At 61.9% G+C, this 25,819-nt stretch carries 16 protein-coding genes, 7 tRNA genes and 1 riboswitch; of the genes, 12 read left to right on the forward strand and 11 right to left on the reverse strand.

Annotation, left to right across the window (positions count from 1 at the left end):
• Position 1 precedes the first annotated feature (1 nt).
• Together AB5Y80_RS15245 and AB5Y80_RS15250 are read left to right on the forward strand one after the other, a co-directional pair.
• Positions 2 to 77 (forward strand) — tRNA-Gly (locus tag AB5Y80_RS15245).
• Positions 78 to 101: 24 nt separating this feature from the next.
• Positions 102 to 177 (forward strand) — tRNA-Gly (locus tag AB5Y80_RS15250).
• A gap of 554 nt (positions 178 to 731) precedes the next feature.
• Here AB5Y80_RS15250 and AB5Y80_RS15255 read toward each other — a convergent pair.
• From AB5Y80_RS15255 to AB5Y80_RS15265, 3 genes are all read right to left on the reverse strand, one after another.
• Positions 732 to 941: a cold-shock protein gene (locus AB5Y80_RS15255; RefSeq protein WP_005297820.1), complete on the reverse strand. Its 210-nt coding sequence runs from the start codon at positions 939 to 941 to the stop codon at positions 732 to 734.
• 295 nt (positions 942 to 1,236) lie between these two features.
• The gene (locus AB5Y80_RS15260; protein WP_010675484.1) at positions 1,237 to 1,896 is read right to left on the reverse strand and encodes a LysM-like peptidoglycan-binding domain-containing protein; all 660 of its coding nucleotides are present in this window, start codon (positions 1,894 to 1,896) and stop codon (positions 1,237 to 1,239) included.
• A 99-nt stretch (positions 1,897 to 1,995) separates the two neighbouring features.
• Complete coding sequence (locus AB5Y80_RS15265; protein ID WP_368173155.1) at positions 1,996 to 4,098, reverse strand: methyl-accepting chemotaxis protein; 2,103 nt, start codon at positions 4,096 to 4,098, stop codon at positions 1,996 to 1,998.
• Between the two features lie 263 nt (positions 4,099 to 4,361).
• Here AB5Y80_RS15265 and gltX point away from each other — a divergent pair, with 263 nt between their 5' ends.
• From gltX to AB5Y80_RS15295, 6 genes are all read left to right on the forward strand, one after another.
• Positions 4,362 to 5,777 carry a glutamate--tRNA ligase gene (gene gltX / locus AB5Y80_RS15270; RefSeq protein WP_368173156.1) on the forward strand — a complete coding sequence of 472 codons (1,416 nt, stop codon included), beginning with the start codon at positions 4,362 to 4,364 and terminating at the stop codon, positions 5,775 to 5,777.
• 532 nt (positions 5,778 to 6,309) lie between these two features.
• A tRNA-Ala gene (locus tag AB5Y80_RS15275) sits at positions 6,310 to 6,385 on the forward strand.
• A gap of 28 nt (positions 6,386 to 6,413) precedes the next feature.
• Positions 6,414 to 6,489 (forward strand) — tRNA-Ala (locus AB5Y80_RS15280).
• Positions 6,490 to 6,552: 63 nt separating this feature from the next.
• Positions 6,553 to 6,628, forward strand: a tRNA-Ala gene (locus AB5Y80_RS15285).
• A 48-nt stretch (positions 6,629 to 6,676) separates the two neighbouring features.
• A tRNA-Ala gene (locus AB5Y80_RS15290) sits at positions 6,677 to 6,752 on the forward strand.
• 34 nt (positions 6,753 to 6,786) lie between these two features.
• Positions 6,787 to 6,862: transfer RNA gene (locus tag AB5Y80_RS15295), tRNA-Ala, on the forward strand.
• A gap of 459 nt (positions 6,863 to 7,321) precedes the next feature.
• Here the strand turns inward: AB5Y80_RS15295 and AB5Y80_RS15300 are convergent.
• Positions 7,322 to 9,463 (reverse strand): ExeM/NucH family extracellular endonuclease, encoded by a 2,142-nt coding sequence (locus AB5Y80_RS15300; RefSeq protein ID WP_368173157.1) that lies wholly within the window; start codon positions 9,461 to 9,463, stop codon positions 7,322 to 7,324.
• A 293-nt stretch (positions 9,464 to 9,756) separates the two neighbouring features.
• A riboswitch (cyclic di-GMP riboswitch) is annotated at positions 9,757 to 9,840 on the forward strand.
• 145 nt (positions 9,841 to 9,985) lie between these two features.
• Between AB5Y80_RS15300 and AB5Y80_RS15305 the strand changes: the two genes are divergently transcribed.
• Complete coding sequence (locus AB5Y80_RS15305; protein WP_368173206.1) at positions 9,986 to 12,991, forward strand: glycosyl hydrolase family 18 protein; 3,006 nt, start codon at positions 9,986 to 9,988, stop codon at positions 12,989 to 12,991.
• 342 nt (positions 12,992 to 13,333) lie between these two features.
• On the opposite strand, the gene AB5Y80_RS15310 is transcribed toward AB5Y80_RS15305, so the two are convergent.
• From AB5Y80_RS15310 to AB5Y80_RS15340, 7 genes are all read right to left on the reverse strand, one after another.
• Positions 13,334 to 14,569, reverse strand: a complete 1,236-nt coding sequence (locus AB5Y80_RS15310; protein WP_323932083.1) for a tetratricopeptide repeat protein — start codon at positions 14,567 to 14,569, stop codon at positions 13,334 to 13,336.
• 11 nt (positions 14,570 to 14,580) lie between these two features.
• A complete protein-coding gene (locus AB5Y80_RS15315; protein WP_039040356.1) occupies positions 14,581 to 15,216 on the reverse strand; it encodes an energy transducer TonB in 636 nt (211 codons plus the stop codon).
• Positions 15,217 to 15,232: 16 nt separating this feature from the next.
• A complete protein-coding gene (locus AB5Y80_RS15320) occupies positions 15,233 to 15,640 on the reverse strand; it encodes a biopolymer transporter ExbD (RefSeq protein WP_005327075.1) in 408 nt (135 codons plus the stop codon).
• A gap of 67 nt (positions 15,641 to 15,707) precedes the next feature.
• On the reverse strand, positions 15,708 to 16,235 hold the full coding sequence (locus AB5Y80_RS15325) for a MotA/TolQ/ExbB proton channel family protein (protein ID WP_041212455.1): 528 nt from the start codon (positions 16,233 to 16,235) through the stop codon (positions 15,708 to 15,710).
• Between the two features lie 10 nt (positions 16,236 to 16,245).
• Entirely contained in the window at positions 16,246 to 17,619 is a 1,374-nt protein-coding gene (locus AB5Y80_RS15330) for a MotA/TolQ/ExbB proton channel family protein (protein WP_041215711.1), read from the reverse strand.
• On the reverse strand, positions 17,616 to 18,380 hold the full coding sequence (locus AB5Y80_RS15335) for a DUF3450 domain-containing protein (protein ID WP_323920042.1): 765 nt from the start codon (positions 18,378 to 18,380) through the stop codon (positions 17,616 to 17,618). Before AB5Y80_RS15335 ends, AB5Y80_RS15330 begins: the two co-directional genes overlap by 4 nt.
• A gap of 102 nt (positions 18,381 to 18,482) precedes the next feature.
• Positions 18,483 to 21,089: a TonB-dependent siderophore receptor gene (locus tag AB5Y80_RS15340; RefSeq protein ID WP_039040352.1), complete on the reverse strand. Its 2,607-nt coding sequence runs from the start codon at positions 21,087 to 21,089 to the stop codon at positions 18,483 to 18,485.
• A 739-nt stretch (positions 21,090 to 21,828) separates the two neighbouring features.
• Between AB5Y80_RS15340 and AB5Y80_RS15345 the strand changes: the two genes are divergently transcribed.
• The 3 genes from AB5Y80_RS15345 to AB5Y80_RS15355 all read left to right on the forward strand — a co-directional run bounded on the left by AB5Y80_RS15345 (position 21,829) and on the right by AB5Y80_RS15355 (position 25,800).
• Complete coding sequence (locus AB5Y80_RS15345) at positions 21,829 to 22,854, forward strand: ABC transporter permease subunit (RefSeq protein WP_010675471.1); 1,026 nt, start codon at positions 21,829 to 21,831, stop codon at positions 22,852 to 22,854.
• A 2-nt stretch (positions 22,855 to 22,856) separates the two neighbouring features.
• A complete protein-coding gene (locus AB5Y80_RS15350; protein WP_214004362.1) occupies positions 22,857 to 23,900 on the forward strand; it encodes an ABC transporter permease in 1,044 nt (347 codons plus the stop codon).
• Positions 23,901 to 23,982: 82 nt separating this feature from the next.
• Complete coding sequence (locus AB5Y80_RS15355; protein ID WP_368173158.1) at positions 23,983 to 25,800, forward strand: extracellular solute-binding protein; 1,818 nt, start codon at positions 23,983 to 23,985, stop codon at positions 25,798 to 25,800.
• Positions 25,801 to 25,819: the final 19 nt, after the last annotated feature.

Raw genomic sequence — 25,819 nt, forward strand, 5'->3', positions numbered from 1 at the left:
TGCGGGAATAGCTCAGTTGGTAGAGCACGACCTTGCCAAGGTCGGGGTCGCGAGTTCGAGTCTCGTTTCCCGCTCCAATCACTTGCAGATGACATCCTGTTGCGGGAATAGCTCAGTTGGTAGAGCACGACCTTGCCAAGGTCGGGGTCGCGAGTTCGAGTCTCGTTTCCCGCTCCAATCTCTCTTCGAACCCTTCGAATTCAATCTCTCCCCCAAGTACACGAATCCAGTTTCTCAGTACCATCACTGCCGCGTCCTGTTGGTAGAGCATGATCCGCGCTTGCCAAGGCTGGGGTCGCGAGTTCGAGTCTCGTTTTCCGCTCCAATCTCTCTTCGACGTCCTCATAATCCCTTTGAATTGCCCATCACATCGCGCCGCGATGATTTGTCGTATCCGGCGTTTGCCTGATTTCTCTCTTCCCCGCACATCCCAAGTCATAAGACCAAGATGTATTGCTTGCTAATAGCCTCCCGGAGATCGGGCACAACCCTTTGCGGTCGGCTAACAGGCTTGGCAGGGCCTGAATGACAGACAGTGGCTCGCTATAAGTTAAAACCGGGGCATTTAACCAAAACTCATCATTTTGATTTATGGCGGCTGGTGGCGGCCATAAACGGCTTGCAGGTGGGGATGGCAAGCCCGGCAAGAGCTCTGCCGATCGAGGAGGGGAAATCGCGGGCAAAAAAATAGGAGGGGCGATGGCTCCTCCTACGGGTTCACTGGCGCTGGCTCAGATAACGGTGACGTTCTCGGCCTGAGGGCCTTTTTTGCCCTGGGTCACAGTGAACTGGACTTTTTGACCTTCAGCCAGGGTCTTGAAACCTGCGCTCTGGATGGAGGAGAAGTGAACGAAAACGTCCGGTCCCTGGGATTGCTCGATGAAGCCAAAACCCTTGGTTTCGTTGAACCATTTTACTTGGCCGGTGCGAATGTCAGACATGTGGTAAGTCCTATCTATAACAAAATGAAACTAAGCCTGGTTGGGCAGCATTTGCCTGGAAGTCAGGGGTTGAAGCATGACTGACCACGTCTCTTTGTCCCAGTAGCATGTAGCACAATCCCTGTCTAAAGCCTGACCGATTGTACTGGAGCCCGATCCCTTGTCAATTTGGCACTTTTCATTTTTTGAGCGAGCTAAAAGTATTGTGAAGTCAGCAGCTTGATTCATGCTTCACATCAAAAAAAATGGGAGGCCATGGCCTCCCGTCTGCATAAGGGGGGGGTGGTCGAGCCCCCTATTCCTTGAGGGCGAACCCTTCCCCCTGGCGGTCGTAGCGGTAGCTGACCTGACCGAGAGAGCGGACCTCGACCCGCTGGATGCGGCGGCTGGTGTCCACCAGGATGAACACCGACTTGCCCGACTGCAGCCGGGTCAGCGGCCTGTCCGGCCCTTCGATGGCGATGAGCCGGCTGAGCTCGGCCCCCGGCAGCTCGAACTTGCGGAAGATGGAGTAGAGGGTTTCACCGGCCTGCACGTCGTGCTGCAACCAGGTGCCATCCACTTTTTCCTCGACGGGCTTGGCGGCCTGGGGCTCACCGGCGTTGCCGACGGTCAGGGCCTGGGCCGGCACGGCCAGGGGGACCGCCAGAGAGCCTGACGGCGCTGTGGTCGGGGCGGCGGGGGCGGGCTCCCAGGCCAGCACCAGCAGCCAGAGCGGGATCAGCACCAGCAACCCTATGGTGTGTTTGCGGGGCAGGGGGCTTGCCAGCTTGAACGAGGCCGCCTTCGGCTCCTTGTTGCGCTGACCCAGGCCACTCATGCCCTGGCCGAGACGCTGGCGCAGGGGCAGGGTAGCCGCGTTGATACGTTGGAGCAGGGTTCCTTGTGATTCGTCTTGGCGACGCTGCTGGGCTCGTCTGTTATGGCCACGTGGGCGACGGTCCGGGGTGGGCACGGCATTTACCTCTCACTACATTGCCTGCCATCAGGCAAATATGCCGCCTATGGTAAACGGACTCGTCCCCGAGGGGGAGAGTCCGGAGCATGAAAATTATCAGCTGAGACGAAACTGACCCAACAATTGCTGCAAACGTTCCGCCGCCTGACGCAAGGCCTGACTGGCGTTGGCCGTGCTGGTGGCGTCCCTGGCGATGTCGTTGGCCAGTGCGCTGGTTTTTGACAGATTGCCGGAGACGGTCTCGGAAACCGAGCTCTGCTCCTCGGCGGCGGAGGCGATCTGGTAGGTCATGTCGTTGATGGTGGCGATGGCCTGGAAGATGCTGCCGAGGGCCGCCTCCGCCTGATCCGCTTCCCCCACCGCCTGATGGGTCAGCTGCTGGCTTTGCTGGATGGCGTTGACCGCGTTGGTGGAGCTGTGGCGGATCTTGTCGATCAGCTCCTGGGTATTCTGCACCGCCTGCTGGGTGTTGCCCGCCAGCTTGCGCACCTCGTCGGCCACCACCGCAAAACCGCGCCCCTGCTCCCCGGCCCGGGCCGCCTCGATGGCGGCGTTGAGTGCCAGCAGGTTGGTCTGATCGGCGATCCCCTGGATGACGGTGAGGATGCTGGTGATCTGCTCGCTGTCGTGAGCCAGCCCTTCCACCACCTCGGCGCCCTTGCCCGCCTCGGCAGCCACCTTGTGCATGGAGTGGATCACCCGCTGGAAGCGTACCTTGCCCTCGTCCGCCGCGCCCTGGGCCTGCTTGGCGGAGTCGGCGGTGTTGTTGGCGTGGGTGGCCACCTCCTGGCTGACATAGGACATCTCCTGCACCGCGGTCAGCATCTGCTCCATCTCGGCCTGATGATGCTGCAGGTTGCTGTCGGTCTGGCCGGCGATGCGATCGGTGTCCCCGGCGTGGCGATGGACCTCGCTCGCGGTCTTCTGCACATCCCCGAGCAGGGCCTGCAGCTTGTCGATGAAGCGGTTGATGCCCCGGGCCAGGGCCCCTAGCTCGTCCCGGGAGCGGGTCTCCAGACGCTTGGTGAGATCCCCGTCGCCGTCGGCGATGTCATCTACCAGGCTCACCATCTGGCGGATGGGGCCCGTGATGCTGCGGGCAATGACCAGCATGGTGCCAAGGGCCAGCGCCAGTACGATGAGGGCACCGATGAGCTGCTGGGTCATGGCGGCGCGGTTCATGTCGGTGAGCTGGCGTGCCAGCTCGTCCGCTCCCGCCAGCACCACCTTGTAGGGCAGGGTGACGATGATGGCCCAGTTGCGGGCCATGCCGGGCACCGCGATGGGCACCGAGATGCGAAACGCATCGTCAAGCTCCTGGCGCTGCACGTCCGGTTTGAGGTACTGCTGCCAGCCGTTGCCGAGCACCTTGTCGGCGCGGCTGCCGAGCAGGCTGGCGTCGCCGCTGGTGCCGGTGATGACACCGGCGGCGCTGACGATCAGGGTCTCCCCCTTGCCGTCATAGATGTTGCTATTGAGAGACTGGGCCTGACGGCTGATGGAGTCCACCGCCAAATCCAGCGCGGCGATGCCCTTGAACCGGCCATCCACCAGGATGGGGGTGGTGATGGTGCTCACCAGCACCTGCTGGCCGTTGATGTCCACCTTGAAGGGGTCGATGAGGCAGGGGCGCCCCTCCCGTTTCGGGCAGGCGTAGTAGTCGTTGGCCGGGTTGCCGAACTCGTCCGGATCGCTCTTTTCGATGGAGAGCAGCAGATCGCTGCCGATCTGATCCTTGTCGCGATAGAAGTAGGGAACGAAGCGCCCCTTGTCGTCACTGCCGAGCGCGCTCTGGCCGGCGAAGCTTTCGTCCTGGCCGTCGAAGCCGTTGGGCTCGAATCCCGCGAAGGCGCCATAGAGCTGAGGATCCAGGGCAAGCTGGGCCTTGAGCAGGTCGGTGGCTTGCTGGCGATCCAGCGGCAGCTTGCCCTCCTGCTGGCGGGCGAAGACGCTGGCCATCTGCTGGGTGTAGGAGAGCCCCTTTTGCAGCAGTTGGGTGATGGTGGCGGCCTCGGCACGGGCGTTGGCGCTCACCTTCTGCCACGCCTCCTGTTGCAGGGCGGCGCGGCTGGAGTCGATGGTGAGCTGCTGGGTCTGCCGGCCTGAATACTGGTTGAGCAGGATCAGGATGACCAGGGCCGTGGTCATGGCGACACCGGCCAGTACCAGGATACGATTCTGGATAGAACGAAACTGCATCGCGCGTTCCTTGTATCGTTGAGGGTTCGTTGACGGGGTGACTGAAGTATCGGCTGTGCGGGAGATCTCTCCAGCAACCTCGCCTAGCTAAGCGGGAAAAAAGGGAAAATTCTGAGACATCACTCTAAAACAGCGGTTTTTGCGGGAATGGAGCCTATTTTCCCCTCTGCCTCGCCATGGTTTTCCCATCCGTCATTGTCGGTGCTAAAATGCGACGGTTTTTTTAACGAATTGGCCCAAGGCCCTCTACACAAGGCTTAAAGATGAAAGTCAAAACCCGTTTTGCTCCCAGCCCGACCGGCTTTCTGCATGTCGGCGGTGCCCGTACCGCACTCTATTCCTGGTTGTTTGCAAAGAACCAGGGCGGTGAGTTTGTGCTGCGTATCGAGGATACCGATCTGGAACGTTCCACTCAGGAGGCCATCGACGCCATCATTGAGGGCATGGAATGGCTGGAGCTGAACTGGGATGAGGGCCCCTACTACCAGACCAAGCGCTTCGATCGCTACAACGGCCTTATCGACGAGATGCTGGCTGACGGCCGCGCCTACAAGTGCTACTGCTCCAAGGAGCGGCTGGAAGCGCTGCGCGAAGGCCAGATGGCCAACGGCGAGAAGCCCCGCTATGACGGCAAGTGCCGGGATGGCGCCCACGATCACCCGGCCGATGCGCCCCACGTGATCCGCTTCCGCAACCCGACCGAAGGCTCCGTGGTGTTCGATGACCACGTCCGTGGCCGCATCGAGTTCGCCAACACCGAGCTGGACGATCTCATCATTCGCCGTACCGATGGCGCGCCGACCTACAACTTCTGCGTGGTGGTCGATGACTGGGACATGGAGATCACCCACGTGGTGCGTGGGGAAGACCACATCAACAACACCCCGCGCCAGATCAACATCTACAAGGCGCTGAACGCGCCGGTACCGGAATTTGCCCACGTCTCCATGATCCTGGGTGACGACGGCGCCAAACTCTCCAAGCGCCACGGCGCCGTCTCCGTCATGCAGTACCGCGACGACGGTTACCTGCCGGAAGCGCTGCTGAACTATCTGGTACGTCTGGGCTGGTCCCACGGGGATCAGGAGATCTTCACCCTGGGCGAGATGATCAAGCTGTTCAGCCTGGATGCCATCTCCAAGTCCGCCTCTGCCTTCAACACCGACAAGCTCTTGTGGCTCAACAACCACTACATGCGCAGCCTGGATCCGGCTTATGTGGCCAAGCATCTGGCATGGCACATGGAACACCAGCAGATCGACACCAGCAATGGCCCGGCGCTGGCCGACGTGGTCACCCTGCTGGCCGAGCGCTGCAACACCCTGGTGGAGGTGGCTGCCCAGAGCCGCTACCTGTTCGAAGAGTACGAAGCCATTGACGAAGCCGCTGCCAAGAAGCACCTGCGCGGTGTGGCTGCCGAGCCGCTGGCTCTGGCCAAGACCAAGCTGGCGGCCCTGGAGACCTGGACCACCGAGGCGCTGCACGAGCTGATTGAAGCGACCGCCGCCGAGCTGGGTCAGGGCATGGGCAAGGTCGGCATGCCGCTGCGTGTGGCCGTCACCGGTCTGGGCCAGTCTCCTGCCATCGACGCCGTGATGGCGCTGGTGGGCAAGGAGCGGGTCCTCGCCCGCATCGACCGCGCCCTGGCGTATATCGAAGCGCGCATGGCCGCCGAGTAAGCTTGTCGCCGCACATTGCCGTCACCGGTCTGGGGTAATCTCTCTCTCCTGCCATCGATGCCGTGATGGCGCTGGTGGGCAAGGAGCGTGTCCTCGTCCGCATCGACCGCGCCCTGGCGTATATCGAAGCGCGCATGGCCGCCGAGTAAGCTTGCCGCCGCACATTGCCGTCACCGGTCTGGGGTAATCTTTCCCCTGCCATCGATGCCGTGATGGCGCTGGTGGGCAAGGAGCGGGTCCTCGCCCGCATCGACCGCGCCCTGGCGTATATCGAAGCGCGCATGGCCGCTGAATAAACATCGGCCATGGCATGAAAAGGGCTCCCTGACGGGGGCCCTTCGTATTTTGGCCTCAAGCGGATTTGCGACGTAAAACAGCGACATAGCGACGAGGTTGGCGGTAAAAACAGCTAACTGCCTGAATTTTGACTAAACGCTCCAGTGGGCGAGAATTTTGGGTTGACAGCAAAGCGGGTGATGCCTATCATGCGCCTCCGTTGCCAGAGATAACTTTGGTAGCGCCGAGGTGAGTTGGGGTTATAGCTCAGCTGGGAGAGCGCTTGCATGGCATGCAAGAGGTCCGCGGTTCGATCCCGCGTAGCTCCACCAAATTCTCCTCGAACAATCTGGAATCCAAGGGGTTATAGCTCAGCTGGGAGAGCGCTTGCATGGCATGCAAGAGGTCCGCGGTTCGATCCCGCGTAGCTCCACCAGGTTCCCGATTGATATGAAGTACCCAGGGCAGTGCGGTGTGTATCACCCAGGCCGACCTTTGTGGGGTTATAGCTCAGCTGGGAGAGCGCTTGCATGGCATGCAAGAGGTCCGCGGTTCGATCCCGCGTAGCTCCACCATTATTGAGGATGAATGGCCGCCAGAACCATTCATTGAGTACCGAATTTGGGGTTATAGCTCAGCTGGGAGAGCGCTTGCATGGCATGCAAGAGGTCCGCGGTTCGATCCCGCGTAGCTCCACCAAATTCAGAGTGATTCAGTGTCACTCACACACATCGGGGTTATAGCTCAGCTGGGAGAGCGCTTGCATGGCATGCAAGAGGTCCGCGGTTCGATCCCGCGTAGCTCCACCACCTTTCGCAAGAAAGCACCAAGGCCACCGCATCGCGGTGGCCTTTTTGTTTGCCTGTCATTTGGATTTCCCATGATCTCGCCCTTTGCATTTGTCTGGCAAATGGCGTTTCACCCTGTCCGCGAGGACATCAGCGGCCCTGGCCGCCGCTGACGGGTGTGAGGGGGGGGATTGGCGCCGATGCCGCCATGGCCATGGCGCGGGCTGCGCGATGCCATCCTCTGCCGCGTGGCGGTTGGCTCGTTCGGCAGCCTGCGGGATACGCCATCCGGCCCCTGGTGTCAGCACCGGGTTTCCCCGTCGACAGGGTGCCAGCCCCCCGGGAAAGGGGCGGGTGGGGCAACAGGGCATTTATTCATCCCATGATGTGGCCCTTTGCATTTGTTTTTCAAATGGCCATGGCACAAAAAAAGCCCGCGATCATCGCGGGCTTTGCACCTGGCATCGAAGATGCCGCGTCTTAGCGACGACGCCGCCAGGCGAGCGGCAACAAGGCCAGCAGCAGGGCCCCCATGGCGCCGCCACCCCCCTTGCTCGCTTCCTTGAGCTTGAGGTCGACGATGACGGGGTCGTGGTCCGAGGCGCTGAAGGGGTTGTCCGACTTGATGAGATCGCCGGTGTAGGCGCTGCCATATTCGAACAGGTTGCTCTCGAAGGAGTTGATGTGCCAGTCGGCCACCGCCACCACCTTGTCAGCCAGCGCCGGGTTGGCGAGGGCGTAGTCCAGGGTGCCGAGCTCGGCCTCGTAGCTGTAGGAGATGGCCTTCTCCTGGTTGAACTTGACGTTCAGATCCACCAGGCCGTAACCCTTGGCCACCGTCTGGCCCATCTGTTCATAGGGCTTGTCGCCGATGTAGGTGTGGGAGGCGGAGCGGATCTGGCGCTCCCCCGCGACCGGCGCATAGTCGGTTAGCACCCGGATGGGATCCTCCTTGGCGTAGGAGTTGAAGTCCCCCACCAGCAGCACCTGGCCCGGCATCTTGCTCACCGCCTCCCCCAGCACCTTGGCGGCGCTCACCCGAAACTCGGTGCACTTGCCCTGCAGATCCGCAGGCTCCGTCTTGCCATCCCCGTTTTCATAGCAGCCCGACCCCTTGGACTTGAGGTGGTTGACCACCAGGGTCAGGGGGGCGTCGCTGCCCGCCACGGTGAAGCGCTGGACCAGGGAGTCCCGCTGACCGGCGCTCTTGGTGACGCCGCCCGTGGTGTAGCGCTGCTGGGGCAGGGGGATGACGTCGGCATCCCCGCTCGGGGTGAGCAGGGCGGGGCGGTAGATCATGGCCACCATGATGGCGTCGCCGCCAAAGAAGCGATCCTCCGTGAGCAGGGCCTTGGGCAGGGTGACGAAGGCGTAGTGCTTGCTCGCCTCCTTCTGCCTGGCGTTGAGGCTCTCCACCAGATCGTGGAGGGCGGCGTGCTCATCAAAGCCGTTGTTCTCCATCTCCATCAGGCCGAGCAGGTCGGCGTCCATTTCGGTGATGGCGTTGACGATCTTGGCGCGCTGCAACTGGAACTCCTCCAGGCTCTTGGCGCCGCGGTTGCAGCCCTTGGCGCTGTCCGCATCCGCCTGATCCGCGCAGAGCACGTTGAGGGCACCCCCCACGCTGGAGTGGCTGGTGAAGTAGTTGAGCACGTTGAAGCTGCCGATGCGAAGGTCAGTGCCATCCAGGCGGGCCGGGGCGCTCTGGCGGTCGTTGTCGCCGGTGCGCAGCAGATCCCCCGCGGTGATGGTCTGATCCCGGGGCACGATCAGGCGGTACTCGTTGTAGCTGTAGCCGACCATGGCCTCCAGATTGACCGGGGCATCGCCGATGCGCAGGTAACCCTGCTCCGGCTCCCAGGCGGGCAGCCAGGGGAGCTTGCCGTCCCCCGCCTTGACGTCCGACTCGAGGAAGACGCGGTTGCTGGCGTTGGCCTCGGCCAGCGCCACGGCCTCGGGGCTGCTTGCCACATGGAGCTGGGTCGGCTTCATCAGCGGGGCGCCGTGAGCGAGCACCAGGTTGTTGCGCCGCGCGGCATAGTCGTAGCTGAAGTTGCGGCTGATTTGGAGGGCGCTGTCGGCGTCAAGGCGCACCCGCATCCCTTCGTGACGCTCCAGGGCCCGGGCCAGGGTTTCCCCCTCCAGTACCCGCAGCGCCGTGGCGGCCGGGGCGGCGCCCTGGGCCAGGGTCGTCAGGCGCGGCGTGCTGCCGTCAAACAGGGGCTTGAGCTGGGTGTGGCCGTAATACTCCTCGACCTTGGCCTCCAGACAGACCAGGGCGCCCGGCTGGATGTCCGGGTACTTGCTGGCGAAGTTCTTGTCGTTGAGGTAGACGAAAATGCCGTCCGACGTCTCGGGGTTGCCGTCCCCCTGCACATCCAGCAGGTAGAAGCCCTTGTTGAGGCTTTCGCCCAGACCTGAGACCACCGCCTTGACCGAGACGCTCTGGGTGCTTTCGAACTGATCGTCCGGGACGAGGGGGCTCTTGTCGCCGCTGCCCTGGATGGCGGGGATGGGGGTGAGGGCACTGTCGGCCGGGCAACTGAAGCCGGCGGCGTAGAGAGACGGGGACGCGAGCGCGAGCCCCACGGCCAGCGACAGCAGGGTAGGTGTTCCTTTCATGGGTATTCCTTTTTTTATTTTTGCCAGTGTTTCCATAGCCTTGGCATCGTGGCCAAGGGCGCGCATTGTCACATTTCTGGCAGCTCTGACCAGTGAACCAACGCACATTATGAGGAGACAAAGGAGCCCATTTGCCATTTTTTGACGTGGCTAACAGTTTGATATTGATGATCTATTTGTCATCAGGTGGGAGCGAAAAGTGTGAGGCGGCCAGCATTCACATATTTTCCTTCGAGAATAAAGATTGAGCAGTGGTCACTTGCTTCCTATACTCGAGCCGTTCCTCACGGAACCCAGGCAAAGGGCAAACCGGCAGTGATGCCGGGACGCAAAGCCTCCGATCTGTCCCATCCGGGCCAGACAGCGGGGTTACCCAGGGTGACTTGAGGGTTTGTGGCCCGTCCATGGCCTGTTGTCGCTCCCTTGTTCCCTGTTGCGATTGCGCTTTTCCCGGCATTGAAGCCAAGACAAAACAAGGAAGATAACAATATGCAACAGATCTTGAGGCCCAGCAGGCTTGCCATGCTGGTCGCCCTTGCGGCCGTCCCTGCCTGGGCGCAGGCCGCTTACCCCGCCTATCAGGCCGGCACCGCCTACAAGGCTGGCGACATCGTCAGCAACGCAGGCGCCCTCTATGAATGCAAGGAATTCCCTTACTCCGGTTGGTGCGGCGCGTCCCCCTATCACTATGCCCCCGGGGTGGGTGTGGTCTGGGCCGATGCCTGGAAGCTGTATGGTGGCGAGGTGCCGCCACCGTCCCTGGTCGTCGCCATCGGCTCCCCCGCCGTGGGTGCCAGCGTCAGCGAGGGGGCCAGTGTGGCCCTGGCGGTGACGCTGAGCGGCCCGGTCACGGCGCTCGCCCGGGTGGAATACCTCATCGACGGCACCCTGGTCGCCACCGCCACGGCTTCTCCCTGGAGTGCCAGCTGGTCTGCTGCCGGTGCGGGCAATCACGCCCTCAAGGCCCGGGCGCTGGATAAAGACGGCAAGGTGCTGAGCGAGGCGGATTCGAGCTTCAAGGCCGCCGCTGTGGTGGCGCCAGAGGCGCCCAGGGTGAGCATCGCAAGCCCCGCCGCCGGCGCCAGGGTGACCCTGGGCCGCGCCCTCACCGTGAGCGGCAATGTCACCGACGCCAATGACGACGTCGCCAAGGTCGAGCTCTTCGTGAATGGCCAGAAGGTGGGCGAGGACACCAGCGCCCCCTGGCAGCTGAGCTGGACGCCCCAGAACAAGGGGCTGACCGGCCTCAAGCTGGTGGCGACCGACAAGAGCAACCTCTCTGGCGAGTCGGCCCAGGTGGACGTGCAGGTGGAAGAGGCGGCCCTGCCCCCCACCGGCGGCAACCTCTCCTGCGACGTGCGCCAGATCTACCGCGCCGATGGCAGCGAGTGCATGGGGGATGACCACGGCCGCCGCGTCATCGGGTATTTCACCTCCTGGCGCACCGGCAAGAACGGCCTGCCCGCCTACCTGGTGAGCGACATTCCCTGGGACAAGATCACCCACATCAACTACGCCTTCGCGGCGGTGGACGAGCAGAGTCACACCATCAAGGTGGATGACGCCGCCACCAAGCTGACCTGGAACGGGGTGCCGGGCGCCGAGATGGATCCGGAGTTTGCCTACAAGGGCCACTTCAACCTGCTGTCGAAGTACAAGAAGCAGTATCCGGACGTGAAGACCCTGATCTCGGTGGGGGGGTGGGCCGATACCCGCGGCTTCTACGCCGCCACCACCAAGGGCGACTGCTCGGTCAACACCGCCGGCATCAACGCCTTTGCCGACTCGGCCGTGGGCTTCATCCGCCAGTACGGCTTCGATGGGGTGGATATCGACTACGAGTACCCCACCTCCATGAAGGATGCGGGCAACCCCAACGATTTCCCGCTCTCCAACCAGTGTCGCGGCAAGCTCTTTGCGAACTATGAAGTGCTGATGAAGACCCTGCGCAACAAGCTCGACAGCGCCGGCACCGAGGACGGTCGCAAGTACATGCTGACCATCGCCTCGCCGGCCTCGGCCTACCTGCTGCGCGGCATGGAGAACTTCCAGGTCACCCAGTACCTCGACTACGTCAACCTGATGACCTATGACTTCCACGGTGCCTGGAACCACTTCGTCGGTCACAACGCCGCCCTGTTCGACAACAAGGCGGATCCCGAGTTGTCCCAGTGGGGGGTCTACACCCAGGCCCAGTTTGGCGGCATCGGCTATCTCAACTCCGCCTGGGCGGCCCACTACTTCCGTGGTGCCCTGGCGGCGGGCAAGATCAACATAGGGGTGCCCTATTACACCCGTGGCTGGCAGGGGGTCACCGGTGGCACCCACGGTCTGGGTGGCAAGGCGGCGCTGCCGAGCCAGAGCGATTGCCAGCCTGGCACCGGTGGCAGCACCATTCCGTGCGGCAACGGGGCGGTGGGCATCGACAACATCTGGCATGACCTTGACAAGAACGGCAAGGAGATTGGCGGTGGCGCCGTGCCCATGTGGCATGCCAAGAACCTGGAGCACGCGGCCAGCCTCGGCATCACCACCCTGCCGAGTTACGGCCAGGCCTGGGGTCTGGATCCCAACAACCCGGCCCACGTGATGCAAGGCCAGTATGTGCGTTACTACGACGACAAGGCTCATGCGCCCTGGCTCTGGAACGAGCAGAAGAAGGTGTTCCTCTCCACCGAAGATGAAGAGTCCATGGGTCACAAGCTCGACTACATCGTCAAGCGGGGCCTGGGGGGCGTCATGTTCTGGGAGATGGCGGGGGACTATGACTTCGACGCCGCGAAGAACGAGTACGTGATGGGCAGCACCCTCACCAGCCTCGCCTACGAGAAGTTCAGCAAGGCCGACAAGGCGGCACTGAAGCAGAATGATCTGCCGGCTCCGGCCGCCCAGCTCGACATCGGCGTGAGCCTCTCCGGCTTCAAGGAAGGGGACTCCAACTACCCGATCAACCCGACCCTCAAGCTCACCAACAAGTCGACCCAGACCATTCCGGGTGGCACCCGCATCGAGTTCCTGGTCCCCACCTCCACCTCAGACACCATCACCGACCAGAGCGGCATGGGGCTGAAAGTGGTGGAGAGCGGTGGCAACCAGAACTCGGACGGCATCGCCAATGAGAAGGACTTCCACAAGGTGGCTCTGACGCTGCCAGCCTGGAAAGCCTGGACGCCGGACAGCGACGTGGAAGTGGCCATGACCTACTACCTGCCGGCCGCCGGCGTGCCGAGCGGCATGCGCCTGATTGCCGGCAGCCAGACCATAGGCCTGAAGTCCGACTTCCCGGCCCTGGCCGAGGCGGTGCTGGGCAGCAGTGGCGGTGGTGACGGCGGCAGCGGTGGCACCACCTGTGCCAGCCAGAACGTCAACCCGGCGGACTACAATGCCTATCCGACCTGGCCGCGCGGGGATCACGCCAATGGCAACGACCGCATGACCAACGGCAAGGCGGTGTGGCAGGCCAACTGGTGGACCAGCAGCGAGCCCAAGGCGGGCGACGGCAGCTGGAAACTGATATGCAGCTACTGAGTTGTCCAGGCTGCTATACCAGCAGCGAACTCAGAGTGGGCGACGGCAGCTGGAAGCTGGTGTGCAGCTACTGATGACCGTTTGAGCGGCAGGCCGGCACTTTGCATGGCCTGTTCTCTCGCAAGGCAATGACCCAATCCGGAGCCCAGGCTCCGGATTTTTTTGTGCCTTGCATCAGGAGAAGGAGGGGGAAAAGGGCAGGGGCGGTGCCATAAAAAAGACCGCTCCGAAGAGCGGCCAATTGCCACCAAGGCAATCTGCGGGGTGACCCCCTTGTCGATGTGTCGCGGCCCGGATGCCGAGTCGGGGAGATCCCCGTCCCGCCAGCCGGGCCGCGCAGCTTTATTGGGTGACGGCGCCGCCCTGCTGCTCTTTCAAGAAGCTGATCCAGGGGGAAGCGCGACCACTGACATTGCCATTCTGGGCGGCCTGAGTGAAGGCGGAGAGCGCCTCCTTGGGCTTTTGCTGCTCAAAATAGGCGACCCCGGTCAGGAACTTCAGATCCGCCCGCTGCTCGCCGCTGGCGTTGGCGGCAGGCTTGGCGGCGAAGGCCACCAGATCCTGGTAGCGCTTGCTCTGGATCATCATGCGCGCCATCTTGAGCTGCAGCTCGGCATTGGGGGCCAGCTTGTAGGACTTGGCCAGGGTGTCGATGGCCGGGTCCAGCTCCTTGGCCTGATGCCAGTAGTTGGCCAGCGTCTTGTAGTTGGCCGCTGTGCTCTCGATCTGCCCCTCCTTCATGGCCTTCTCCATCACGCGGGCGGCGCGGTGGGGAATGCCGGCGAAGGCGAGGTAGTTGGCGAGCCGCTGCAACTCGTTGGCTTCGGTCAGCATGCCGAGGTTGTAGGCCCCTTCCAGCGCCGCCAGGGCCTTGGCATCGTTGCCCGCCTGCATGTGCATGGCCGAGAGCTGGGTCCAGTACTTCTTCTTCTCCGGGTAGCGGTCCACCAGGGCGGTCAGCACCTCGGTGGCCGGCTTGTACTGTTTCAGCTCGTAGTGGGCCGCCATCTTCAGCAGGTACCAGGACTCCGGCGCCTTGCCCGCGGAGAGCTTGATCGCGTTGTCCACTGCCGGAATGGCTTCCCGGTACTGCTTGAGCTGCACATGGGCGTTGGCCAGGGTGATGTAGGCGTGCGGGGTCGGCTTCTCGTCCTTGCCGAGGTTTGCGAACCACTCCTTCATGGTGTTGATGGAACCCTTGAAGTTCCCCTCCGCCATGTAGAGCTGGGCCAGGTTGTAGCGCACCTGCTGGGCCACCGGCTGGGGCAGTCCGCCGGTGGCGATGGCGTCGGCGAAGTACTTGGTCGCCTGACCGTACTTCTCCTGCTGCGCCGCCACGAAGCCCAGGGTCTGCAAAATGACCCCCTTGTCGTAGACCCGCTCGCCGGCGCCGGACAGCGCCTCCTGCAGCTTGGCATTGGCCTCGCCGTATTTCTTCTCGGTGATCAACGCCTGAGCCTTGTTGACCGCGCGGTAGGCGCGGTCAGACAGGGCGGGTTGTTCGGCAGCCCAGGTGGCGGTGCTGAGCAGCACCGCCATGGCCACCGGGGCGAGGATCAGGGTATGTAACTTTTTCATCGCCACCCTCCTTAGTTGGTCGCAAACTCGATCTCTTGCTGCATGCGACTGGCCTGCGGCTTGCCGTCCACCATGGCCGGCTTGAAGGTCCACTTGGCAATGGTCTGGCGCGCCGCCTTGCCGAGGTCATAGCTGCGGGGCTCTTCCTTGACGATGCGGATGTTGCTCACGGTACCGCGCTCGGTGACGGTGAACTCCACCAGTACCTTGCCGGATGCGAGACCGGCCAGGGCCGCCTTGCGGGGCATCATGGGCTCGAAGGTCGCCATCGGGATGGCGCCGTTGTTGCCACCCATGCCGCCGCCACCGCCGCCGGTGCTGTAGGCACCCAGGGCGTTGCCGCCACCGATGTTGACCGGGATGTCGAGTTTGGGCATGTCCATGGGGGAGCTCTCCATCTGCGGCCTGTCCGTGCTCGCCACCTCCATCTCGGGCGGGGGCGGCGGGCGGTTCGGGGGCGGCGGCTTGGGCAGTTCCCGTTGTTTCTCTTGCAGGGTCTCCTGAGGCTTGAGGCGGATGAAGTCGGTCATGGTGACGTCCTCCCGCTCCGTCAGCTCCCGGTGATCCGGCGTGATGAGCTTGTTCATTCCCAGAAACAGGAAGAACACCACCACGCAGGAGACCGCCAACGATATCAGGTATCTCATAGGGCTCGCTCCGGCATCAGCTGCTCTTGCTCGCCGCGATGGAGATGTTCTGGACACCGGCCATGCGGATCTGGTCCATGACCTGCACCACCAGCCCGGAACGGGACTCGGTATCGGCCTGAATCACCACGGCGCTCTCCGGGTTCTCCGCCCGCAGCCGCTCGATGTTGGCGCGCACGGCACCCACTTCGACGACCCGTTTGTCGACCCAGACCTGACCGTTCTCGCGGACCGCGACCATGATGTTCCCCTTCTTCACCGTCTCGGCCGTGCTGGCGCTCGGGCGGTTGATCTCCACGCCGGACTCCTTGACGAACGAGGTGGTGACGATGAAGAAGATCAGCATGATGAACACGATGTCCAGCATGGGGGTCAAATCGATGGCCGCCTCGTCAGCACCGCTGTCGCTGTGACGTTTTCTCATGGCAAAAAACTCCTTGCTTGTTCTGTGCCCCGGCGGGCATGGCCCGGCCGGGGATGTGCATCCTGCATCAGCCGTGTTTCAGGTTGTCTTCCAGCTTCTGCACCGCCAACTTGGCCTTGTGATCGAGCTGGTTGACAAAAAACAGGCCGGAAAGGGCGGCAATCATGCCCGCCATGGTCGGTACCGTCGCCTTGGAGATCCCCGAGGCCATCGCCCTGGGGGAGCCGGTGCCGGTAATGGCCAGAGTGTCGAACACCTGCACCATGCCCACCACGGTCCCGAGCAGCCCCATCAGCGGGCAGAGGGCGATCAGCACCTTGATGACCGGCATCCCCTTGTCCACCGCCATGGCCACCCGCGAGACCAGCTCGCGGCGGATCTGCCTGGCAGACCAGGAGAGGTGATCGGTGCGGGCCAGCCAAGTAGCCTTGGTTTGCTTCACCTGTTTGGGGTAGACCGCCATGAAGTAGAACCAGCGCTCCAGCAGCAGGGCCCACATCATCAGGGTCAGGAAGAACAGGGCGACCAGTACGTCGCCCCCCAATCCCAGAAACCGACGGACCGACTCGACTTCTTCAATCAACCAGAACCACATGGGTGACTCCTTAGGCTGCGGCTTTGGCGGCGTGCAGACGTTCCTGGTAGCGGGCGACGAAACCGGCGCTCTGCTCTTCCAGTACCTGGATCAGACGGCGGCTCTGGGTCTGCACGATGGTGTAGAGGAACAGCATGGGCACGGCCACGACCAGACCCTGCATGGTGGTCACCAGGGCCTCGGAGATACCCCCCGCCATCAGCTTGGGATCGCCGGTACCGAACAGGGTGATGGCCTGGAAGGTGGCAATCATCCCGACCACGGTACCCAGCAGACCCAGCAGCGGCGCGACCGAGGCGATCAGCTTGATGATGCTGATGCCCTTCTCGAACTTGGGCACGTTGCGCAGGATGATCTCGTCGAGCTTGGATTCCAGATCCTCGATGTTGTCGCCACGATGGCTCTGGTAGGCCCCCAGCATCTCGCCGATGGGATTGCCCTTGATGATCTGATCGGATTTGAGCTGCTTGCGCATGGATCCGCCGATGAGGGAGAGGCGAGCGCCGCAGAACAGGGCCAACAGGGTACCGAGCACGCCGAGCACCATGATGACATAGCCCACTTCACCACCCTGGTCGATCCGCTCCTTCAGGGTCGGCGACTGCACCAGCAGGGAGAGGATCACGCCGCGGGACGGGTCGACGAAGATCGGCTTGACGCCGCCGCCACCCTGTTCAAAGTCGGCGATGGGTTCCAGCACCCCCTTGTCGGGTTGGCGGGGCAGCTGTTCGAACTTGCCGGTCTCCGGCACGAAGGTGAGGTACTTGCCTTCGGAGACGGTGTTGAACTCACCGATCTGGGTGACGGTCTTCTCGGCCTGGTTGCCTTCGCCATAGACCACGGTGGCCGGGATCTGGCTCACCTTGCCACCGTCGACCATGCGGCTGAGGGTGGTGGTCCAGAAGGCGGTCAGGTCATCGCTGGAGGGCAGCTCCTTGCTCTCGGCCAGGCGGGTCAGCAGGGCGGTCTGCTCCGGATGCTCGACCCGGCGGGCAGAGGCGTTGAAGATCCCCTTGAACTCGCCGGCGAACTGGCGCAGCACGCCAAACATCTCGCCCATGTTGCCGGAGCGCTGGCGCAGGGTCTCGGTCAGCTCGGTGAGCTGCTTGTCGTTGGCATCGAAGGTGGCCTTGAGCTTTTCGCCCCTGGCGACTTCGGCGGCGAGATCCGCCTTGGCCTTGGCGAGCAGGGCCCCTTGTTCGTTCTTGTCAGCCAGGAAGCGGGCTTCCCGCTCCTTGTTGAGCTGGGATTCGCTGGTGCTGGCGGCCTTGACCTGATTGAGCAGGGCGTTGAGATCCACCGGCTTCTCGGCGGCGGTCACCGGCAGGGTGACCAGGGTGGCGCCCGCGATCAGCGAGGCGATGGCAAGTTTGATTCCTTTCATGATGCTTTCTCCGCAGTTTGAACCGGCAGCTTGATGAGGGCGGGGGGCGCCTGCTTCTTCGCGATGCGAAGGCCTTGTTCAACCGCACTGCGATACTCCTGGGGCAGTACTTCCCACTGGCGGGTCTTCTTGTTCCACATGCCGGTCTCGTTGCCATCCGGGGATTGGTAGAGCAGGGCGATGCGGCCGACGCGCAGGAACTCGTAGGTCTTTTCGTCCCCATCCTTGTCCAGGCTCGCCTTGTAGGCTTCGATGGTGCGGCTGAAGCCCTCCTCGATCTGGTAGGCCTCGAGGATCTTGCGGTACTTCTCGGAGATGGTGACATCGGCCCGGTTCATGAGATCGGTCAGGGCCGCCACGCGGTCCTCACGCTCCACCTTCTGGAACGGCAGGTCCAGGGAGACGAACTGCTCGAGGGAGTCGATCATCTTGAGCATCAGGGGCACCACTTCGGTGCTGGTCTGGTCGATCTGGGCGATCTGCTTTTGCATGGAGGCGAGTTCGGCGCTCTGGGAGTCGACCATCTTGCCCACTTGCTCGTTGTAGGTGCGCAGGCTGTCGACCTGGCGCAGGGCGGCCTTGTACTGGGCCAGGGCAGACTCGGCAGACTCGGCGTAGCTGTCGATCTTCTGCTGGGAAACTTTGGATGCATTGTCGGTGGCGGCTTGAGCGTCCACGGCCTGGCTGGCAGAGGCGGCACTCAGATTGAAGCTGGTCAGCAAGGCAGCCGAAATCAGGCTGCCGAGGAGCGCGTTCTTCATTGTAGTTGTCCTTGTTTTCATAGGATTACCCTATCTCCGTAACTTCCTTGGGACCTTGGGCAAAGCCGGCCCGAACGGGCCGGCTTGTGGTTTGCTGGTGGATTAGAACTTCTGGCTGTAGTCGAGGTAGTAGATGCGACCGTCGATGCTGTAGAGCTCGTCGTCATAGGTGAAGCCATCGCTCTCGAGGGACGGGCCCACGTTGAACATGTTCTTCACGCCGACCTGGATCTTGCCGTTCCAGGGCGCTTCCACGCCGACGTTCAGGTTCCAGGTGGTCTGGGACGCGATGTGGCCCACTTCCTCACCGGTATCGGCGATGTAATCCTGGCTCTGGGAGTCGATGTAGTTCGCGCTCAGGTAGGTATCCATGTTCCACCATTGGGGAACGTTGACACCCACACCGGAGCTGAAGCGCATCTGGGGCAGACCGTTCTGGCCGATCTTGTCGATGATGGGACCACCGGCGTACAGACCTTCCTTGTATTTCAGGATGTAGGTACCGCCCAGGTCATAACGCACGGTGGCGTAGTTCAGGTCGTAGGTGTAATCCACCTTCAGGTCGAGGCCGGAGGTCTCGAGGGTCCCCAGGTTGACCATGGGTGCGATGGCGTTGCTGATCTTGCCCTGGCTGTTGCGGGTGATGCTGCTGGAGCTGCCGCTGTTCAGTTCGTCATAGATGAGAGACTGCAGGGAGTTCAGCTGGATCACGTCCTCGATCTTGATGGTGTAGTAGTCCAGGGAGAGGTTCAGGTCATCCACCGGGCTGTAGGCCACCCCGAAGTTCCAGGTGTCCGCGGTCTCTTCCTTCAGATCCTCGTTGGAGGTACGGGTGGTGTCGTACTGGCGGTTCGGGCAGTCAGCCGCGGAGATGCCGTTGGCCTCGCAGTAGACGTAATCCTTCGCCCAGTCGGCAGAGAAGGAGTCAGCCGAGTAGAGATCGCTCAGGCTGGGGGCGCGGAACGAACGGGACCAGGAGGTGCGCAGCATCAGGTTGTCCAGCGGCTGGTAACGCAGGCTCGCCTTGGGGGAGAAGGCGCTGCCGAAGTCGCTGTACTTGTCGAAGCGACCGGCCACGTTCAGCTCGATCTGCTCGGTGATGGGCACCAGGGACTCGATGTAGGCGGCAGTCACGTCACGCACGCCACCGGAGGAGTTGCCGGAGGAGCCGATGATGTTGCCGGCTTCGGACTGGGCGTCGTATTTGTCGGCATAGACCCAGTCGTTGTACTCGGCACCGGCGTACCAGCTGACCGGACCGGCCGGCAGTTCACCCATGTCCCACTGGACACCGGCGTACCACTGGTAGAAGTCCATGGTGGAGCGGCGGCTGGTGTCGGCGGCCATGGAGGCCGTGGTGGAGGCGTCGAACTCGCCACCGACGAACTTGCCGTCGGCGACCGCCTGCTGGGCGGCGGACTTCAGCACGTAACCGGTGCCGTTCTCCTTGTTGTCGGTCTTGGAGTACATGTAGCCGGCGTTCCACTGCATGTCGCCGACGCTTTCGGTGGCGATGGTGCCTTCGAAGCCGAGGTTCATGCTGCCGGTGGTGTCGGTGACATAGTTGTCACGGGGACCGACGTTGCTGAAGCGGTAGTAGGCGTAGGCAGCCTCACCCAGACCCTGGGTGGCGGCGGCATCCAGGCCGTTGTCGGCGAAGAACTGAGCGTTCTTCGGGTTGGCCGGGTCAATGGTGAAGGCACCGGCGGCCGGGGCGAAGCGGCCGAAACTCTCGACCCGGGAGCCGATGATCTGCGGCACGAAGTCCACGTTGTCGTTGATGTGGTAGCGACCGTTCACGTACAGGGTGTCACGGCTGCGGGAGGCCGTGGTGGCCGCGACCTGGCCGTAGTTGAAGTTACAGCCGCCCTCGAACCCGACGAAGGGCTCCTTGCATGAGCCGTCGGCATTGGTGGCGCCGGCCAGGGGGCCGTATTTCCAGATGGGGTCGCCGTTGGCGTCAAGACCCGTGATCCCTTCCACGTTGCGGCCGTAGGGGCTGGGGGAGTCGTTGCCCTGCTTGGAGAGATAGTCACGATCCCGGGCGTAGATGACGTCCTTCTTGTCGTGCTCGTAGACCGCCATCAGGGAGCCCTTCTCGCCGGCCACCCCTGCCACGATGGAGCCGCTCTTCTCGTCGCCGCCCTCTTCGCTCGGGGAGCCGATGCGGCCCTGGAAGTCCAGCCCTTCGTAGCCCTCTTTGAGCACCACGTTGATCACGCCACCGATGGCGTCGGAACCATAGATGGCGGAGCCGCCGTCCAGGTTGACCTCGACCCGCTCAACGGCGGCCATGGGGATGGTGTTGAGGTTGATGGAGGTGCCGCCCATGGTGGGGGAACCCGCTACCCGCTTGCCGTTCAGCAGAACCAGGGTACGCTCGGAACCCAGGCCGCGCAGGCCGACGGTGGATTGGGACTGGAAGGAGCTGCCGGAGGCAGGGGAGACGCCGCCAAAGGAGTTGTAGGAGGCTTGCTTGAGGTAATCGGCGACGGTCTGCTGACCGGATTGCTCGATTTTCGCCTTGGTCACGGAGACGACCGGGGTGGCGCCTTCCACATCGACCCGGGAGATCCGCGAGCCGGTGACCTTGATTTTTTGCAGTTTTTCTACGTTCTGGCCCTCTTCGGCCAGGACAGGGGTGGCCACAACTGCCGCGCTCGCCAAGGCAAACGCTACGGCAGCAGAGAGTCTGCTTTTCCTAAGCATCGCTAGTATCCTTCCTGATTGTTTATTGTTTGCTTCCATTACCGCCCTCGTTGGAGCGGTGCGTAAGGCTTATCAAGGTTTGGTGATGGACGTCAAATGGAGCGGCGGGGATGGGGGCAGCAGAGGGAATTAGATGGGAATATGCACTTGATGGAATATTTTTGGCGTTTTATTCCATAAATGTTGCGTCAACTTATGTAAAGATGTTGTTAAGTTAGATTTTTACAATTTTATTGATTATTTTTGAACTTATCGATAAGTCGCTTGTCACTCCGGTGCCGATATCGAGAAAACGGTTTTTTGCAGTATTTTCATCTGCTTTTATGGCGAGAGCGTTTTCCGGGGAACGGAGGGTGGGGGAGGCTATCCCTCTTCTTTTATAGGTAAATGAGAAAGTAACCCGACCTATCCTTAACTTGTTGATTTTATTCTGTTTGATATGGATTAAAACACCTGTGTAATTAATTTTTTAATAATTAAAATCGAGTTGGACGGGTAGGCGTAGCAGTTTTTTATATTGAAGTTGGTTTTTTTGGAAAAAATCATCCGCGGGATATGCTGCGGGGGGACATTCCTGGTCGCAGACAGGGTTCTACTTGATTTTTGTTGCAGAGCTTTTACAGTGACCGAGCCGGATTGTCTGCCAATGCCAGTCAATTCAGTGAGTAATGCCAGGTAAGGATAGGCCCGTCACCGGATGTGACTGGCCATAAAAGAACAACAAGGACGAGGTTCCACCATGCTGTCGTATTTCCTACGTCGGATGCTTTTGATCATCCCGACGTTTCTCGGTATCACCCTGCTCGTCTTCACCATCACCCGCTTCGTGCCGGGCGGCCCGGTCGAGCGCATGCTGCTGCAGGCGCAGGTCTCGCAAAACGAGTCCGGCCGCTCCAGTGGCAGCAAGGGGGCGCAGGCACTCTCCGACGAACAGATTGAAGAGCTCAAGGCGTTCTACGGTCTCGACAAGCCTATGCTGGTCGCCTACTGGGACTGGTTGCAGAAGCTGGCGGTGCTGGATCTCGGGGAGTCGACCCGTTATTACGAGCCGGTGTGGGATCTCATCAAGGAGAGATTGCCGGTGACCGCCTTCTTCGGGCTCGCCACCTTTCTGCTGAGTTATGCCGTCTCCATCCCGCTCGGAGTGGCCAAGGCGCTCAGGCACAACAGCCGCTTCGATTCCCTGAGCTCCATGCTCATCTACATGGCCTATGCGCTGCCCGCCTACGTGGTGGGGATCTTCCTCATCACCGTCTTTGCGTTCCATCTGGAGTGGTTGCCCATGGGGGGCTTCCCGGGGGACGAGTTTGACGGGATGGAGAGCAGCTGGGATCAGATCCGCACCGTCTTCGCCCACGCCCTGCTGCCGCTCATCGCCTACGCCATCGGGGATTTCGCCATCCTCACCATGACCATGAAGAACAGCCTGATGGAGAACCTGTCGGCGGATTATGTGCGCACCGCCGTGGCCAAGGGGCTGCCGTTTCGCAAGGCGGTGACCGATCACGCCATGCGCAACAGCCTGATCCCCATCGCGAGTCACCTGGGGTCGGTGCTCACCGTCTTCTTCGGGGGCTCCTTCCTCATCGAGACCATCTTCAACATCGACGGCATCGGCCTGCTCGGTTACGAGGCCATCGTCGAGCGGGATTACCCCACCGTCATGGGCATTCTGGCCATCACCTCCATGCTGATGCTGGTGGGCAACATTGTCTCCGACATCTGCGTTGCCCTGGTCGATCCTCGCGTGCGGTTTGGAGAGTGAGCATGAACCTGAATCCGGTAACTCTGAAAAAACTCAAGCGCTTCAAGTCGATAAAGCGCGGCTACTACTCCTTTGTCATCTTTTCGGTCCTGGTGGTCATCTCTCTGCTGGCGGAACTGCTGGTCAACAGCCGGGCCCTGGCGGTGAGCTATCAGGGGGAGCTCTATTTCCCCACCTATGGGGACGTGATCCCGGGCCAGCACTTCGGGCTCGACTACGAGTACGAGACCAACTACCGCCAGCTCAAGAGCCAATTTGCGAAGGAAGGGAAGGGGGACTGGGTGTTGCTGCCCCTGGTCCCCTGGAACCCCTATGAGCAGGACTTCAAGGAGGAGGCCTATCCGCCCTATGCCCCGAGCCTGGCGGAGCGCCACTTCCTCGGCACCGACACCAGCGGTCGCGACGTATTGGCACGGCTGGTCTACGGCTTTCGCATCGCCATCGGCTTTGCCTTCATCGCGCTGGTGGCGAGCTATGTCATCGGGGTCAGCATCGGCTGCATGATGGGGTTCCTCGGCGGTCGGTTCGATCTCCTGATGCAGCGTTTCATCGAGATCTGGTCCCAGGTGCCCTTCCTCTACGTCATCATGATCCTGGTCTCCCTGGCCAAGCCGAACTTCGGCCTGTTCGTCGGCATCAACGTGCTGTTCGGCTGGATGGGGATCACCTGGTACATGCGCACCCTCACCTACAAGGAGCGGGCGCGGGACTACGTGATGGCGGCGCGGGCCCAGGGGGCGAGCACCCGGCGCATCATCTTCAACCACATTCTGCCCAATACCCTGATGATGATCGTCACCCTGGCCCCGTTTGCCGTGGTGGGCAACATCTCCACCCTGACGGCGCTGGACTACCTGGGCTTTGGCCTGGCGCCGCCGACCCCGAGCTGGGGGGAGCTGCTCTCCCAGGGGATCAACAACCTCGACGCCATCTGGATCGTGAGTTCGGTGGTGGCGGCGGTGAGCCTGGTGCTCATCATGGTCTCCTTTATCGGGGAGGCCATCCGGGAGGCGTTCGATCCGCGCAAATTTACCCGTTATCAGTGAGCGGTGGCGCCTTGCCAGGGCACATCGACAGGACCCTTAATGAAGACGCCCCCAGTGCAGGGGCATGACCAGGAAGTCAAACATGAACAATAAAATCAAATGGACAGGTGCTCTCTTTCTGCTGTTGAACGGATCCTGTGTGTGGGCGGCCAGCCTGCCCGCGGATCTGACGTGGGAGACCAACGACACCGACCCCGTGTTCGCCTCTCCCAAGGCGCTGCCCGGCGGCAACCTCAATCTCTTCGTCGACAGCTTCCCGCTGACGTTTCGCACCGTGGGGCCGGATTCCAACGGCTCGTTCCGCTCCTTCATCCTCGACAACCAGATGAGGCTCATCAGCTTCCATCCCAACACGGGCAACCCCATTCCGGCCCTGGCGAATGCCTGGGCCATCGCGCCGGACAGCCAGACCGTCTATTTCAAACTCGACCCGCGCGCCAAGTGGTCCGACGGCAAGCCGGTCACCGCCGATGACTACACCTTCGGCTACGAGATGATGCGCTCCAAGGACATCAAGGGCCCCTGGTTCAACAACTACTACACCACCGAGGTGGTGGCGGTGGAGAAGATTGACGACCACACCATCCTGGTCAAGGCGGGCAGCCGCAAGGCCAAGCTCGATCTCCTCAACACCACCGAACTGTGGCCTCAGCCCAAGCACTACTACAAGATGGGCCCGAACTGGGTGAAGCAGTACAACTGGGCCGTGGTACCCACCACGGGCCCCTACGTGATGAGCGACGTAAAAAAGGGCAAGTCCGTCACCTTCAGCAAGCAGAAGGAGTGGTGGGCAAAAGACGATCGCTACAACCAGCACAGGTTCAACCTCGACACCATCAAGGTGCAGGTGATCCGCGACCACAACATCGCGTTCCGCCACTTCCTCAAGGGGGAGCTGGACACCTTCGAGATGATCCTGCCCAACTGGTGGCATGAGAAAGCGGTCACCCCGGAGTACAAGCAGGGATACGTGCAGAAGGTGATGGCCATGACCGATACCAAGCAGGGGGGGCAGGGGGTTCACCTCAACGTGGCCAATCCCAAGCTGGCGGATCTCAACGTGCGGCTCGGCATCCAGCACGCCTTCAACATCGACAAGATGATAGAGACGGTGCTGCACGGCGATTATGACCGCGCTACCACCTTCGGCTCTGGCTTCGGGGCCTTCACCGACATCGCGCTCCCTGAGCGGGCCTACGACATCGCCAAGGCACGGGAGTACTTCGCCAAGGGCGGTTACGGCAAGCAGGGACCGGACGGCATCCTGCAAAACGACAAGGGAGAGCGGCTCACCCTGGCCCTCACCTACACCAGCCAGGAGCACTCCAAGCGGCTGACCGTGCTCAAGGAAGAGGCCAAGAAGGCGGGCCTGGATCTGGAGCTCAATCTGGTGGATGGCGCCACCGGCTTCAAGGTGATGCTGGAGAAGAAACACGAGGCGGCCTGGCTTGGCTGGGGGGGCGGCGGTCTCTATCCGCAATACTGGGAGTCCTTCCACTCCGACAATGCCAACAAGCCCCAGACCAACAACCTGTTCAACGTGGCTGACAAAGAGCTCGACAGTCTGATCGACGCCTACAACGTCGAGTTCGACATGGACAAGCGGGCCGCGCTTTCCCACCAGATCCAGCAGCGCATCTATGATCTCGCCATCTTCGTGCCCGGCGTTCAGCTCAACTACGTGCGAGCCAGCAGCTGGCGCTATGTGATGCTGCCGGAGGTGCCCGCCACCCGCAACACCCCGGATCTGCTCTACTGGCCCATGGATGGCTACCCCCACAGCAGTGGCGGCCTGCTCTGGATCGATCCCAAGGTGAAAGAGGAGACCCAGAAGGCCAAGGCTGACGGCAAGTCGCTGGCCCCCATCACCCTGATCGACAAGACCTATGCACATCATTGATGTGGCCCAGAAGGGAGCA

This window comes from Aeromonas sp. R2-1 (genome assembly GCF_040908425.1).
Taxonomy (GTDB): domain Bacteria; phylum Pseudomonadota; class Gammaproteobacteria; order Enterobacterales; family Aeromonadaceae; genus Aeromonas; species Aeromonas caviae.

What these genes read in the sequence shown, in the direction of transcription:
- AB5Y80_RS15255 (WP_005297820.1), bottom strand. Translation starts at nt 941, where the DNA reads ATGTCTGACATTCGCACCGGCCAAGTAAAATGGTTCAACGAAACCAAG.
- AB5Y80_RS15265 (WP_368173155.1), bottom strand. Translation starts at nt 4,098, where the DNA reads ATGCAGTTTCGTTCTATCCAGAATCGTATCCTGGTACTGGCCGGTGTC.
- gltX (WP_368173156.1), top strand. Translation starts at nt 4,362, where the DNA reads ATGAAAGTCAAAACCCGTTTTGCTCCCAGCCCGACCGGCTTTCTGCAT.
- AB5Y80_RS15300 (WP_368173157.1), bottom strand. Translation starts at nt 9,463, where the DNA reads ATGAAAGGAACACCTACCCTGCTGTCGCTGGCCGTGGGGCTCGCGCTC.
- AB5Y80_RS15305 (WP_368173206.1), top strand. Translation starts at nt 9,986, where the DNA reads ATGCTGGTCGCCCTTGCGGCCGTCCCTGCCTGGGCGCAGGCCGCTTAC.
- AB5Y80_RS15310 (WP_323932083.1), bottom strand. Translation starts at nt 14,569, where the DNA reads ATGAAAAAGTTACATACCCTGATCCTCGCCCCGGTGGCCATGGCGGTG.
- AB5Y80_RS15315 (WP_039040356.1), bottom strand. Translation starts at nt 15,216, where the DNA reads ATGAGATACCTGATATCGTTGGCGGTCTCCTGCGTGGTGGTGTTCTTC.
- AB5Y80_RS15320 (WP_005327075.1), bottom strand. Translation starts at nt 15,640, where the DNA reads ATGAGAAAACGTCACAGCGACAGCGGTGCTGACGAGGCGGCCATCGAT.
- AB5Y80_RS15325 (WP_041212455.1), bottom strand. Translation starts at nt 16,235, where the DNA reads ATGTGGTTCTGGTTGATTGAAGAAGTCGAGTCGGTCCGTCGGTTTCTG.
- AB5Y80_RS15330 (WP_041215711.1), bottom strand. Translation starts at nt 17,619, where the DNA reads ATGAAAGGAATCAAACTTGCCATCGCCTCGCTGATCGCGGGCGCCACC.
- AB5Y80_RS15335 (WP_323920042.1), bottom strand. Translation starts at nt 18,380, where the DNA reads ATGAAGAACGCGCTCCTCGGCAGCCTGATTTCGGCTGCCTTGCTGACC.
- AB5Y80_RS15340 (WP_039040352.1), bottom strand. Translation starts at nt 21,089, where the DNA reads ATGCTTAGGAAAAGCAGACTCTCTGCTGCCGTAGCGTTTGCCTTGGCG.
- AB5Y80_RS15345 (WP_010675471.1), top strand. Translation starts at nt 21,829, where the DNA reads ATGCTGTCGTATTTCCTACGTCGGATGCTTTTGATCATCCCGACGTTT.
- AB5Y80_RS15350 (WP_214004362.1), top strand. Translation starts at nt 22,857, where the DNA reads ATGAACCTGAATCCGGTAACTCTGAAAAAACTCAAGCGCTTCAAGTCG.
- AB5Y80_RS15355 (WP_368173158.1), top strand. Translation starts at nt 23,983, where the DNA reads ATGAACAATAAAATCAAATGGACAGGTGCTCTCTTTCTGCTGTTGAAC.